This is a genomic window from Olsenella uli DSM 7084 (assembly GCF_000143845.1).
Taxonomy (GTDB): domain Bacteria; phylum Actinomycetota; class Coriobacteriia; order Coriobacteriales; family Atopobiaceae; genus Olsenella; species Olsenella uli.
Genome location: NC_014363.1, coordinates 1,115,463 through 1,128,188, shown reverse-complemented (window position 1 = coordinate 1,128,188; position 12,726 = coordinate 1,115,463). Strand labels below are relative to the sequence as shown.

11 protein-coding genes and 1 tRNA gene are annotated in these 12,726 nt (G+C 66.0%); all 12 read left to right on the top strand.

Features of this window, described 5'->3' with window-relative positions:
- Positions 1–3: 3 nt before the first annotated feature.
- On the top strand, positions 4–1,023 hold the full coding sequence (locus OLSU_RS05020; protein WP_013251864.1) for a DHH family phosphoesterase: 1,020 nt from the start codon (positions 4–6) through the stop codon (positions 1,021–1,023).
- On the top strand, positions 1,020–1,976 hold the full coding sequence (gene truB, locus OLSU_RS05015) for a tRNA pseudouridine(55) synthase TruB (RefSeq protein ID WP_013251863.1): 957 nt from the start codon (positions 1,020–1,022) through the stop codon (positions 1,974–1,976). The genes OLSU_RS05020 and truB overlap by 4 nt, the downstream gene beginning before the upstream one ends.
- Positions 1,973–3,040, top strand: coding sequence for a riboflavin biosynthesis protein RibF (ribF, locus tag OLSU_RS05010; protein WP_013251862.1), 1,068 nt, complete (start codon positions 1,973–1,975; stop codon positions 3,038–3,040). Before truB ends, ribF begins: the two co-directional genes overlap by 4 nt.
- Positions 3,037–4,977: a DNA primase gene (gene dnaG, locus OLSU_RS05005; RefSeq protein ID WP_013251861.1), complete on the top strand. Its 1,941-nt coding sequence runs from the start codon at positions 3,037–3,039 to the stop codon at positions 4,975–4,977. The genes ribF and dnaG overlap by 4 nt, the downstream gene beginning before the upstream one ends.
- 43 nt (positions 4,978–5,020) lie before the next feature.
- A complete protein-coding gene (gene rpoD, locus OLSU_RS05000; protein ID WP_013251860.1) occupies positions 5,021–6,382 on the top strand; it encodes an RNA polymerase sigma factor RpoD in 1,362 nt (453 codons plus the stop codon).
- A 210-nt stretch (positions 6,383–6,592) separates the two neighbouring features.
- Positions 6,593–6,667: transfer RNA gene (locus OLSU_RS04995), tRNA-Asn, on the top strand.
- Between the two features lie 203 nt (positions 6,668–6,870).
- Positions 6,871–7,710, top strand: coding sequence for an ABC transporter permease (locus OLSU_RS04990; protein WP_013251859.1), 840 nt, complete (start codon positions 6,871–6,873; stop codon positions 7,708–7,710).
- 36 nt (positions 7,711–7,746) lie between these two features.
- Positions 7,747–8,541 carry an ABC transporter ATP-binding protein gene (locus tag OLSU_RS04985; RefSeq protein ID WP_013251858.1) on the top strand — a complete coding sequence of 265 codons (795 nt, stop codon included), beginning with the start codon at positions 7,747–7,749 and terminating at the stop codon, positions 8,539–8,541.
- Between the two features lie 5 nt (positions 8,542–8,546).
- On the top strand, positions 8,547–9,674 hold the full coding sequence (locus OLSU_RS04980) for a glycosyltransferase family 2 protein (RefSeq protein WP_013251857.1): 1,128 nt from the start codon (positions 8,547–8,549) through the stop codon (positions 9,672–9,674).
- A gap of 219 nt (positions 9,675–9,893) precedes the next feature.
- The gene (pyrR, locus tag OLSU_RS04975; RefSeq protein ID WP_013251856.1) at positions 9,894–10,466 is read left to right on the top strand and encodes a bifunctional pyr operon transcriptional regulator/uracil phosphoribosyltransferase PyrR; all 573 of its coding nucleotides are present in this window, start codon (positions 9,894–9,896) and stop codon (positions 10,464–10,466) included.
- On the top strand, positions 10,467–11,402 hold the full coding sequence (locus OLSU_RS04970; protein WP_013251855.1) for an aspartate carbamoyltransferase catalytic subunit: 936 nt from the start codon (positions 10,467–10,469) through the stop codon (positions 11,400–11,402).
- Positions 11,386–12,678, top strand: a complete 1,293-nt coding sequence (locus OLSU_RS04965; RefSeq protein WP_013251854.1) for a dihydroorotase — start codon at positions 11,386–11,388, stop codon at positions 12,676–12,678. Before OLSU_RS04970 ends, OLSU_RS04965 begins: the two co-directional genes overlap by 17 nt.
- Positions 12,679–12,726: the final 48 nt, after the last annotated feature.

Here is a 12,726-nt window from a genome sequence, read left to right as displayed (position 1 = left end):
GCCATGGGCCTGATCGCACATCCGGAGCAAGAGGAGAAGTTCGATGCCATAGCGGCCCTCATCGAGGGCAGCGACAGCGTCGCGCTCTGCGCCCACACGAGTCCGGACGGAGACGCCCTGGGTTCGTGCTTGGGACTGTGTGGGGTCATCGAGGCGCGCTGGCCGGGCAAGCGCGTCACCAGCCTGCTCGCCGACTTTGCCCCCGTGCCACGCATCTACCGGTTCCTGCCGGGTTGCGAGCGCCTGGTCAGCGCCCGTGACTACACGGAGGATCCCGACCTCTTCGTGAGCGTGGACCTCTCGGTCGCGCATCGCCTCAGCGACGGAGAGGCGGTCATGCGCCGCGCCCGCCACACGGCCATCATGGACCACCATCCCTGTGACGACCCCTACGCCGAGGTGAACCTGATACGACCCGACGCCGCCGCCGTAGGCGTCATCGTGGCCGAGTTCGCGCTCCATCTGGGCGTGGACATCACCCCCGAGATCGCCCAGTGCCTCTACTGTGCGGTTGCGACCGACACCGGGCGCTTCCAGTACCAGAACGCCGATGCCGAGGCCTTCTCGGTCGCGTCGCTTTTGGTCGATGCCGGCGCCTCGCCCTGCGAGGTCTCCCTCAACGTCTACCAGAACTTCAGCCTCTCGTATCTGCACCTGGAGTCTGCGGTCATGGGGCGCATCGCCACCTTCGCAGGCGGTCGGATCGCCTACAGCTATGCGACCGCCTCCGACCTGGAGCGCACTGGCGCAAGCCTAGACGAGTGCGACGGCCTCATAGATGTCGTGCGCAGCGTTGCCGGCTCCGAGGTCGCACTCTTTCTCAAGGAGGTTCCGGGAGGCCGCGTCAGGGGCAACCTGCGCTCCAAGGCCGATCACGACGTCGCGGCCATCGCCCGCGGCTTGGGCGGGGGAGGCCATCGTGCTGCCGCCGGCTTCACTCTCGACGGAGACCTAGACGAGGCCCTCTCGTCCGTCCTGCCCCAGCTACGTGCATTGTTCGAGAACGGGACAGCCGTCTCGTGAAGCGTGGGCAGAGCGGCATCAACTGTCTCGTGGCCATCGACAAGCCCGTCGGCATGTCAAGCCACGACGTGGTGAATCGCGTTCGCCGCTCACTGGGCGAGCGTCGGGTCGGGCATGCCGGCACGCTCGATCCCGCCGCCTCGGGCGTGCTGGTGGTGGGCGTCGGCCAGGGTACGCGCCTGATGGGGCTGCTCAGCTGTGAGGCCAAGTCCTATGAGGCCCTCATCGCGTTTGGTGCCGAGACGGACACCGATGACGCCGAGGGGGAGGTGACGCGCCGCGCCGCCGTCCCTAGGCGACTGCGCTCGGCCGAGGTCGCGGAAGCCATCGTCCGGGACCTCGTGGGACCTCACGACCAGGTGCCACCATCCTTCTCGGCCATATCGGTCAATGGCGAGCGCGCCTATCGCCGCGCCCGCTCGGGCCAGACGGTCAGGATCGCGCCGCGACACATAGAGATCCTTGGGGCGGACCTGCTCGCGGTCGAGTCTGCCGAGGCGCTCACGTGGCGCGTCGCGCTTACGGTCTCCAAGGGCACCTACATACGCAGCATCGCCCGTGACCTGGGACGCGAGCAGGGGACGGCGGCGCACCTGAGCGCGCTGCGTCGCACCGCATCCGGCGCCGTCGGCCTCGGGAACTGCCTGTCCCTTGACGAGCTGCAGAAACACGGCGCCCGCGCCCTCTCGGGCGGCATGCTCGATCCCGCGTCGCTGCTGGGCCTGCCCGTGCGCCAGGTGGGCGATGCCGAGCTCGCGTCGGTCCTGTGCGGCAGGGCGCTTCCCGCAGGCGCCTCCCGCGCGGGAGGCGGAGGGGTGCAGGGGCCCGCCTCTTCCTGCGAGCGCGTCGCGCTCGTCCGAGACGCTGCCCTCGTGGGCATCTGGCGTCGCTCTGGCCACCTCCTGCGTTGTGACGTCAACTTTCCGGCGGGCATCGCGGGAGTCTGCTTATGAGCCTGCGTCTGGCATGGCCAGGGCCCCTCCCTGCCGAGGACGTCGCCCGTCTGGCGTCTGCGGCGCTTCTCGGACGACCTGCGCGGCGCTACGAGGCCAAGGGTCTCGGCGGCGGCCGCGCGCTCGTCGCGGAGGGCGTCGATCTGGGGCCCGATGTCGCAGCTTGCTGCGTCATCGGGGTATTCGATGGCTTTCACCGGGGGCACCAGGCGCTTGTCGCCACGACGATCGCCGACGCCCGCGCGCGAGGCTGTCTTTCCGCCGTCGTGACGTTCGACCCCGATCCCGCGTCGGTCTTGGGTCACAAGGCGATCTCCACGGAGCTCCTCTCCGCACGCGACCGCGTGAGGGCGCTTGCCGCGGCGGCACCCGATGCGATTCTCGTGCTCGACTTCACAGAGGAGCTGTCTGCGACCAGCTACCGGGCGTTCTTCTCGGATGTGCTGGGGGAGGCCCTGAGACCCGTCTCGCTGCACGTGGGCAGCGACTTCAGGCTCGGTGCCCAGGGTGCGGGTGACGTCTCGGCCCTACGGGAGCTGGGGAGGTTCTGCGGCATGGACGTCTTCGGGCACGACCTGGTCGCTGAGGGTGACGTGAAGGTCTCGTCCACGCGCGTCAGGAACCTCCTCCACGAGGGTCGCGTCGAGCGCGCGGCACAGCTGCTCGGGCGCTGCCACTTCGTGCGTGGCGTCGTCACGCATGGCAGGGGAGAGGGGAGTTCCCTGGGCTTTCCCACTGCGAACGTACGGGTGCGCCCCGAGGCCTGCATGCCGGCGGAGGGCGTCTACGCCTGCCTCTACATCGAGGGAGGGCGGGCATGGCCCGCTGCCGTCAACGTTGGCTCACCTCCCACGTTCGCCGACCCCGACCCCTCCTTCCTCGAGGCCAACCTCATCGGCTTCGACGGCGATCTGTACGGAAGCGAGGCGACGGTCATCTTCGTGAGATGGCTGCGCGCCTCTCGGCCGTTCGATTCCACCGAAGAGCTCGAACGCGTCGTCTTGGGCGACATCGACTGGGTACGTACCAACATAGGCGTCGGCGGGGCGGAGGTGAGCGCGTGATCACGGACGAGGACAGGGAGCGGGTCCGCCAGGCGACCGACATCGTGCGGCTCGTGGGCGAGACGGTGGAGCTTCGCGAGCGCCGTGGCGACTTCTGGGGTTGCTGTCCCTTCCATCACGAGAAGAGCCCGTCGTTTCACGTCAACCCCGCCACCGGGCTCTGGAAGTGCTTCGGCTGTGGCGAGGGAGGCGACCTGTTTGCCTACGTCATGAAGCGCGAGGGCCTGGACTTCCCGGATGCCATCCGCTACCTGGCCGACCGTGCGGGCATCGAGCTCCAGGAGGAGCGCGGCGCCGCAGGACACGGCCCCAAGCGCAACCGCTTGGTGGAGTGCCTTGCCGAGGCCGAGGCGTTCTATACGACCCAGCTGCTGCGTGGGCGTTCGGAAGGGGCTGGCGTGGCACGGGGCTACCTTGCGGGGCGCGGGTTCGGATCGGCGGTCTGCCGCAGGTGGGGCCTGGGATTTGCCCCCGGCCACGGTGCCCTTGCGGCACACCTGCTCGGGAGGGGCTTCACGCGCCAGGAGATGGTCGCCGCAGACCTCGCATTAGAGGGCCGCAGCGGCGTCCGAGACCGCTTCTTCGACCGCGTGATGTTTCCCATCCACGACGAGCTAGGGCGTTCCATCGGCTTTGGCGGTCGCGTGCTCGCCGATGCCAAGCCCAAGTACCTCAACACCAAGGAGACGGCCGTCTTCCACAAGGGGAAGCACCTCTTCGCGTTCGACCGTGCGAAGGACTCCATGGTCGCAACGGGGGAGGCCATCGTCTGTGAGGGTTACACCGATGTCATCTCCATGCACGAGGCGGGCTTCACCAACGTCGTTGCCGCGCTCGGTACGGCGCTCACGCTCGATCACGTCAAGATGATCGAGCGCTTTGCCAAGAGTCGCATCGTCTGCATGTTCGACGGTGATGCCGCAGGTCAGAAGGCTGCGGAGCGCGCCGTTCAGTTCGTCGACAAGACGGGGGCCGACCTCCTGTGTGTCACGCTTCCCGACAACCAGGACCCTGCCGAGTTCCTCGCGGACAAGGGGGCGGGCGCCCTGCGCCCCATCATCGACGCCGCCCGCCCCCTCATGGAGTTCGTCTTCGACAAGCGCATGGCAACCTACGACCTCTCGGTTCCTGGAAGGCGCGTCCAGGCGATGGACGACATGGCCGCGCTCCTCGCGCCGCTCAAGGGCTCCATCCTCCTCGATGGCTATGCCACCCAGCTTGCGGACATGCTTGGCGCGGACCTCGGCGAGGTGAAGCGCCTCGTGCGAGAGAAGCCTGTCGCATCCCCACGCGCAGGCGGGCGATCGCAGGGGATGCGCCGCGCGGACGCCTTGGCCGTGCCTCCCCCCCCGCCTTCGTCAGAGCACGTCGCGATCCACGCCTCCGGAGGGGAGCAGCCTTACGACCATCAGCCCTTCGATGATGGGGGGGAGGCGACCGGCGCACCCGTGCCCTCGCTCGCGATGCTCTCGAGCGACGAGCGCATGCGGGTGGTTGCCGAGCGCGAGCTTCTGTCGATGCTCGCGTCGCACCCAGACGCCATCAGGCCCCATGCCGAGAGGATCGCAGGCTTCACCTGGACTGATGCACGTTACGAGTCCATGGCGTGGGCCATGCTCGCGACGCCCGAGGGCACCCCTCCCGCCGACGTGGTGGCGGCCGCGTCGGGTGTCGTCGCGGATGCGCCGCGCATCCTGGCGTCAGGCAGCCTCGAGGTCACCTCGAGGCTGTCCAATGCCGACAAGGTGTCGTTCTTGCTTGACACGGTGGAGCTCTGGTCCAAGCGACGCGAGGTTCGCGAGATCAAGGCGCGCCTGCGTTCCGCCTCGACGTCCACGCCCGACGCCGCGGCCATCGGGCTCTTCCAGAGGGCGACCGGGCTTCAGCGACGCATAGGCGAGCTGACAAATAGGCTCTCATCTGTTGTCTCGGCCTGAAAATGGGTATCATTCCAACCGCACGTGCGTCGAAAGGAAATCCGTGACAACTAACAAGGCTGCCAGCGACCTTGAGTTCTCCGACGAGCTCCAGGTGGTCGTTACGAAGCTGATCAGGTCCGCCTCCTCGTCCGACAGTTCCATCACCGAGGATGACATACAGGTCGCCATCGCCGAGATGGATGTCGATGACGACGAGCTCTCGGACATCTACGAGGCCGTTCGCGCGCGGGGCGTGAGCATCGTCGCCTCCGGGGAGAGCCAGCCCGTCTCTGCCGTCGACGATGAGGACGGCCTCGATGCCCTCGAGGCCGACGGGAAGGCCGCCCTCGACGATGAGGATGACGAGGACGATGAGATTTCCAAGGCACGCAAGGAGGCGCGCGTCGCCAACGAGGTCCTGCGGTCCGTGCCAAAGCCCAAGGGTCGCAAGCGCTCTTCACGCGCACGAGCCCACAAGCTCGACAGCTCGGCCGTCATGCTCACGGGCGACCCCGTCCGCATGTACCTCAAGGAGATCGGCAAGGTCGACCTGCTGACCGCCTCGGAGGAGGTCCATCTCGCCATGAAGATCGAGGCTGGCACCGAGGCCACGGAGCGCCTTGAGGCCGCCGATCGCGGTGAGATCGAGCTCACCCGCGCCGAGCAGAGGCGCCTCATGCGCATCGAGCAGGTCGGCCTGGAGGCAAAGCAGGCCCTCATCAGCGCGAACCTCCGCCTCACGGTCTCCATCGCCAAGCGCTACGTGGGGCGCGGCATGCTCTTCCTGGACCTCATCCAGGAGGGGAATCTCGGTCTGATCCGTGCGGTCGAGAAGTTCGACTACACCAAGGGCTTCAAGTTCTCCACCTACGCGACGTGGTGGATCCGTCAGGCCATCACACGCGCCATCGCCGACCAGGCACGCACGATCCGCATCCCGGTCCATATGGTCGAGACCATCAACAAGCTCGTCCGTGTCCAGCGCCAGCTGCTCCAGGACCTGGGCCGCGATCCTACGCCCGAGGAGATCGGTGCCGAAATGGGCATCTCTGCGGACCGCGTGCGCGAAATCCAGAAGATCAGCCAGGAACCCGTCTCGCTCGAGACCCCCATCGGCGAGGAGGAGGACTCCTCGCTCGGTGACTTCATCGAGGACTCCTCGGCCGTCGCCCCTCCCGAGGCCGCGAGCGACTCCATGCTTCGCGAGCAGCTCGAACAGGTCCTCGACAGCCTGGCAGACCGCGAGCGCAAGGTCATCAAGTTCCGCTTCGGCCTGGAGGACGGCCATCCCCGTACGCTCGAGGAGGTCGGTCGCGAGTTTGGCGTCACGCGCGAGCGAATCCGCCAGATCGAGAGCAAGACGCTGGCCAAGCTCCGTCATCCGTCGCGCTCTGGGCGCCTGAAGGACTACATGGAGGACTAGGCCGCCCCCTTCCTATGCGTCATGCGTCCGGGGGCGTGGGAGGAGCGTCCCCAGGCTCTTCCTGGGGCATGATGGAGCCGCATGACCGGCGTGGAGCGGGACTTCGGGCGCCTGCGACGGTGTGTGAAGGCTCCTCGGTCGCGAAAGCGCCTGATTTTTTGGGTTGCACAATCAGTGAGGTCTGTTATAGTTTCTAGCGCACTAAACCATTCCCCGGTGGCGCAGTGGTAGCGCAGCTGACTGTTAATCAGCGTGTCGCAGGTTCGAATCCTGCCCGGGGAGCCAACGGCCCAAGGGCCCACCGCAAGGTGGGCCCTTTTTTCACACGGGCTGCCATCCGGCGAAGGCCGTCCCGGGGACCCTTTGCGGCTCTGCCGTTTGTATGGGCAAGATGGCTGGGAGGGGGCCTGTGCTAGGATGGGCAGGGTCTGTCTGGCGGGCGTATCGGACGGACGCATGTCACCGGTCCGGTCCCTTGGGAGGGTTTCTTGGAAGCAGACGTCGTCAGGGGAGAGGTCCCTCCAACGCAGTCACACAAGCGGGAGGACGCCTGGTACACCTCGTCAAAGCGCGATGCCTTCATCCTCAGGCAGCTCGTCGCCAAAGACTTCAAGCTCAAGTATCGCCGCAGCGCCCTCGGTGTCGTCTGGAGCGTGCTCAACCCGCTGCTCATGATGATCGTCATGTCGGTGGTCTTCTCCACCCTGATGCGCTTCTCGTCCGACAGCATCCCCAGCTATCCGCTCTATATCATCCTGGGCAACATCACGTTCCAGCTCATGAGCGACTCCACGAGCCAGGGCATGACCTCCATCATCGGGGCGTCCTCGCTTCTCAAGAAGGTGCGCATCAACCGTTGGGTGTTCCCGGTGGAGAAGGTCCTCTTCGCCATGGTGAACTTCGCCTTCTCGTTCGTCGCCGTCATCCTCGTCATGGTCGTGGCCGGCGTCGCGCCCACGCCCTGCATGCTGCTGCTTCCCCTCTGGCTCGCCCTCGTCGGCATCTTCTGTGCCGGTCTCTCCCTGTTCCTCTCGACGGCCTCGGTGTTCTTCCGTGATGTCATCCACCTCTGGGGCGTCGTCCTGACCGCGTGGACCTATGCCACGCCGCTGTTCTACACGCAGGAGCTCCTCCCGCCCTGGATGCTCGAGGTCGAGCTGGCCAACCCCATGTACCACTACGTCAACGTGGTGCGAGACCTCGTTCTCTATGGGCGCATGCCCAATCCCAACGCCTTTCTCGCCTGCGCCTTCTTCGCGCTGTTCTTCCTTGCGCTCGGCTATGTGGTCTTCCGCAAGAACGAGCACAAGTTCATCCTCTACATCTAGCCCCGTCCAGCGCCAAGCCCCATGACAGGAGTCCGTGTGGCAGAGTCCAACGACAGCCAGAAGCTCACCCGCCCGATCTACCCGGGCGACGACGCCGAGACCATCATCGACGTCGACGGCGTCTCCATGATCTTCAACATCGCCTCCGAGCAGTTCAACTCGCTCAAGGAGTACTTCATAGCGCTCATGCGCCACGAACTGGCCTTCAAGGAGTTTCGTGCGCTGAACGACATCAGCTTCCAGGTCAAGCGGGGCGAGGCCTTCGGGTTGGTGGGGACCAACGGGTCCGGCAAGTCCACCATGCTCAAGATCATCGCGGGCGTCCTCGAGGCGTCGGAGGGGAGCTGCACGGTCAAGGGGACCATCGCGCCTTTGATCGAGCTGGGGGCGGGCTTCGACATGGAGCTCACGGCCCAGGAGAACATCTACCTCAACGGGGCGCTCCTCGGCTACAGGAAGGAGTTCATCGACACCCACTTCGATGACATCGTCCGCTTCGCCGAGCTCGAGGACTTCATGGAGATGCCGCTCAAGAACTATTCCTCCGGCATGGTCGCCCGCATCGCCTTCGCCATCGCCACCATCACCGAGCCCGACATCCTCATCGTCGACGAGACGCTTTCCGTCGGCGACTTCCTCTTCCAGCAGAAGTGCGAGCAGCGCATCAAGGAGCTCGTCGAGAGCGACAACGTCACCGTCCTGCTCGTCAGCCACAGCATCGACCTCGTCGAGCGCATGTGTGACCGCGTCTGTTGGATCGAGCACGGCCAGCAGCGCATGCTCGGTCCCACCGACGAGGTGTGTGCGGCCTACAAGGGCCTCGGGAGGTAGGTCCCATGTCTTACCAGCCTGACGTCACCGTCGTGGTGCCCTGCTATAACACTGAGAGGTACCTCGACCAGGCGCTCTCCTCCGCCGAGAGGAACGATCGCATCGCCCTCGAGATCATCGTGGTGAACGACGGCTCGACTGACGGCTCGCTTGCCATCATGCGTCGGCACGAGGCGCGCGATCATCGGGTCCGGGTCATCGACAAGCCTAACGGCGGCTATGGGCAGGCTGTCAACCGTGGCTTCCTTGAAGCGCGTGGCACCTACGTCGCCATCCTCGAGCCGGACGACTACGTGCTGCCTCACATGTATGATGACCTCTTCGATCTCGCGAGGTCAAACGCCTGCCCCGACATGGTCAAGTCGTCCTACTGGCGCGTCTGGATGCCGGGCACCCCCCGGGAGCGCCTCTACCACTGTGCGTATTACAAGCGCGTCAGACCGGTCGGGACTCCCTTCACGCTGCGCGACTGCCCTCGTGTCATCCAGCACCACCCATCCATCTGGTCGGCCATCTATCGCAAGGGGTTCCTGGACGAGCGGGGCATCCTCTTCAAGGAGGTCCCTGGTGCCGGCTGGGTCGACAATCCGTTCCTGATCGAGACCTGCGTCCAGGCCTCCTCCATCGTCTATACCGACCAGGCCTACTACTGCTATCGCGAGGACCTGCCTGGCAGCTCGTCGGTCTTGCGCACGGCTGGCCTCTCGTTCGAACGCTGGAACGACATGGCTGACGTCATCGAGCGTTGCGGGGTCACCGACGCGGGCATCCTCGGCAGCCTCTACGTCATAGGATTTCGCTACGCCGGTGCGGCGATCGGCGAGCTTGGGCTTGGGGACGAGCGGTGCCGGACTTGGGTCACGCGAATGTTCAGGCGCATGGACCCGCAGGTCGTCGTCCGGATCGCGACGCTCTCGGGGTCGTTCAAGCGGACCTTCTTCGAGCTCACTGGCTACGACCCCGTTCCGTTCTCGGACTGGCCCTACCGTCGGGCCCTCATGTCCGAGTTCCTCTACAGCTGGAAGACCAACGGGCCGGGCTTCGCCTTCTCGCGCGTGGGCCTGTTCGTCAGCCGCCGCGCCGCCGAGAGGGGCCTGATCAAGCCGACCTCGACCAAGTCGGCATCCATCTAGGGCTTCGTCCCATCGGCGCTCGCTCGTGCCATCTTGTGCCGCTTGCGTCTTGGGTATTGCCACTGGCGGGCACCTGTGCTGTACTGTGACGCGAGATAGCCTTTAAGCGCGGTACGAGATACCGGTAAGGTGGATGGGTCCCGCAGGGCCAAACACAGGTTTCTTCCGGTGCCCTGTCCGCGCGTGCGGGCAGGGCACTTTTGTTGAGGAAGGAGCGTCATGGGACAGTCCGGGCTCAAGGCGGTCATCATGGATGGCCAGGCTATGGAGAGGGCGGTGACACGCATCGCCCATGAGGTCATCGAACGCAACGAGGGGGCGGATGGCATCGCCCTCGTGGGGATCATCCGCCGTGGGGAGACCCTTGCCAACCTCCTGGCGGATGCGATCGAGCGGATCGAGGGCACGCGCCCCCAGATGGGCTCGCTCGACATCAGCTTCTATCGTGATGATGTGACGCGCGCCATCGCTCCCGTGCTCCATGCCACCAACATCCCCTTCGTCATCGATGGCGCCAACATCGTCCTGGTGGACGACGTGCTCTATACGGGCCGTACGGTGCGCTCGGCCCTCAACGCCCTCATGGACTACGGGCGTCCCAAAACGGTGCGGCTTGCCGTTATGGTTGACCGCGGCCATCGCGAGCTGCCGATCCGCGCCGACTTCGTGGGCAAGAACGTCCCGTCGTCTCACGAGGAGGACGTGCGCGTCTGCATCCGGCCCCTCGACGACCACGACGCCGTCGAGATCTGGGACGTCAACACCGAGAAGAACGCGGGAGGCGCGAACTAAATGCTCTCTGTCAAACACCTCATCGACACCTACAGCCTCACGGCTGACGACATCACCCAGATACTCGACACCGCCGCATCGTTCGAGGAGGTCAACAGGCGCGCCATCAAGAAGGTCCCCGCCCTGCGCGGACGAACCATCGTGAACCTCTTCCTCGAGCCCTCCACGCGCACCAAGAGCTCCTTCGAGCTCGCCGAGAAGCGCCTGTCCGCAGACAGCCTGAGCATGGGCGGCTCCACCTCCTCGGTCGTCAAGGGGGAATCCCTCGCCGACACCATCCAGACCATCGACGCCATGAACGTCGACATGTTCGTCTGCCGAGCCCGCCTTGCCGGGACCCCGCGGAAGATCACCGAGAACACCGATGCCATCGTCATAAACGCGGGCGACGGCAAGCACCAGCATCCCACGCAGGCCATGCTCGACCTCTACACCATCCGCAAGCACTTCGGCCATCTTGCGGGCCTCAAGGTCGCCATCGTCGGCGACCTCGCGCACAGCCGCGTCTGCGGCTCCCTTGCGCCGGCCCTCAAGACCATGGGCGCCGACGTCACCCTGGTGGGCCCCCCGACCTTCCAGGTGGACGACCCCGATTGGTTCGGCTGCCCGCAGACCTCCAGCCTCGACGAGGTCATCGAGGACATGGACGTCGTCTACATGCTGCGCGTCCAACTGGAGCGCATGGAGGGCGCCGCCATCCCGTCCCGTCGCGAGTACAATCGCCTCTACGGCCTTGACGTGAGGCGCGTGGGCAGGATGAAGGACAACGCCATCATCTGCCACCCGGGTCCCATGAACCGGGGCATGGAGATCAACGCCGACGTTGCCGACTGCGCGCGCTCGAGGATCCTTGACCAGGTCAATGCTGGCGTTCTCACCCGCATGGCCGAGATGTACCTGCTTCTGGGAGGAGAGAACAATGGCATTTCTGCTTAAGGGCGCCCATGCCGTGGATCCACAGGTCGGCCTGGACGGCATGACCGACATCCTCGTGGAGGGAAGCGACATCGTCGAGGTGGGCGCGGGGCTGGCGCCCGCCGATGGCGTCGAGGTCATCGACGCCACGGGCAAGTACCTCGTTCCCGGCCTCGTTGACATGCACGTCCACTTCCGCGACCCAGGCTTCGAGTACAAGGAGACCATCGAGACCGGCAGCCGCGCCGCAGTCCACGGAGGCTTCACCGACGTGGCGACGATGCCCAACACGGATCCCGTGACTGACACGGGGACCGGCATCCGCTACCAGATCGACCGTGCGCGTGCCGCCAACCTCTGCCACGTGCGTCCCATCGGCGCGCTGACGCGCGGACAGAGGGGCGAGGCCCTGGCCGAGATCGGTGACATGGTCATGGAGGGTGCCTGCGCCTTCTCCGACGATGGCCATGGCGTGCAGAGCGCCGGCATGATGCGTACCTGCATGGACTACGTCTCCCAGTTCGACCGCGTGGCGATCGCCCATTGCGAGGACGAGTCCCTCTCGTCGCATGGCGTCATCAACGAGGGCAGGGCGTCGACGCGGCTGGGCATGTTCGGCTGGCCGGCGCTGGGCGAGGAGATGGAGATCTATCGCGACATCGAGCTCTGCCGCCTGACCGGCTGCCCGCTGCACATCGCGCACATCTCCACGGCCAAGGGCCTCGAGCTCGTCAAGGCCGCCAAGGCCGAGGGGCTGCCCGTCACCTGCGAGGTCACGCCACACCACCTCTTCCTGAGCGAGGAGGACATCACGGACGCCTTCGACACCAGCCTCAAGATGAACCCACCGCTGCGCCTTCCCTCCGATGCCGAGGCGCTGCGCCGGGGCATTCTGGACGGGTCCGTCGACTGCGTCGTCACCGACCATGCTCCCCACGCCCAGCACGAGAAGGACTGCGAGTGGGAGATCGCCTTCTTCGGCACCATCGGCCTGGAGACCTCGCTTCCCCTCATGCTCAACAACATGGTCCGCACCGGTCTCATGTCCTGGCAGCGTCTGGTTGAGGTCATGGCCGTAAACCCCCGCTCCGTCCTCAGGCTGCGGCCCGTTAGCATCGAGGCCGGCTCGCGCGCCGACCTCACGCTCATCGATCCCGACCGTGAGGTGAGGGTCACGACCGACTACTTCGAGAGCCTCTCGAAGAACTCGGCGTTTATGGGCGAGACCCTCGTGGGCGCCGCCACCGACGTCTTCGTCGACGGCAGGCGCGTGCTCGAGGGCGGCCTCGTCGCCTAACCGTTCGTCCGAACGGGACGGCGCGGCGGCAGCTGACCGGCGCGCCGT

Excerpts from the sequence above, each read along its gene's own strand:
- OLSU_RS05020 (WP_013251864.1), top strand. The coding sequence starts at position 4 with ATGGGCCTGATCGCACATCCGGAGCAAGAGGAGAAGTTCGATGCCATA.
- ribF (WP_013251862.1), top strand. The coding sequence starts at position 1,973 with ATGAGCCTGCGTCTGGCATGGCCAGGGCCCCTCCCTGCCGAGGACGTC.
- OLSU_RS04980 (WP_013251857.1), top strand. The coding sequence starts at position 8,547 with ATGTCTTACCAGCCTGACGTCACCGTCGTGGTGCCCTGCTATAACACT.
- pyrR (WP_013251856.1), top strand. The coding sequence starts at position 9,894 with ATGGGACAGTCCGGGCTCAAGGCGGTCATCATGGATGGCCAGGCTATG.
- OLSU_RS04970 (WP_013251855.1), top strand. The coding sequence starts at position 10,467 with ATGCTCTCTGTCAAACACCTCATCGACACCTACAGCCTCACGGCTGAC.
- OLSU_RS04965 (WP_013251854.1), top strand. The coding sequence starts at position 11,386 with ATGGCATTTCTGCTTAAGGGCGCCCATGCCGTGGATCCACAGGTCGGC.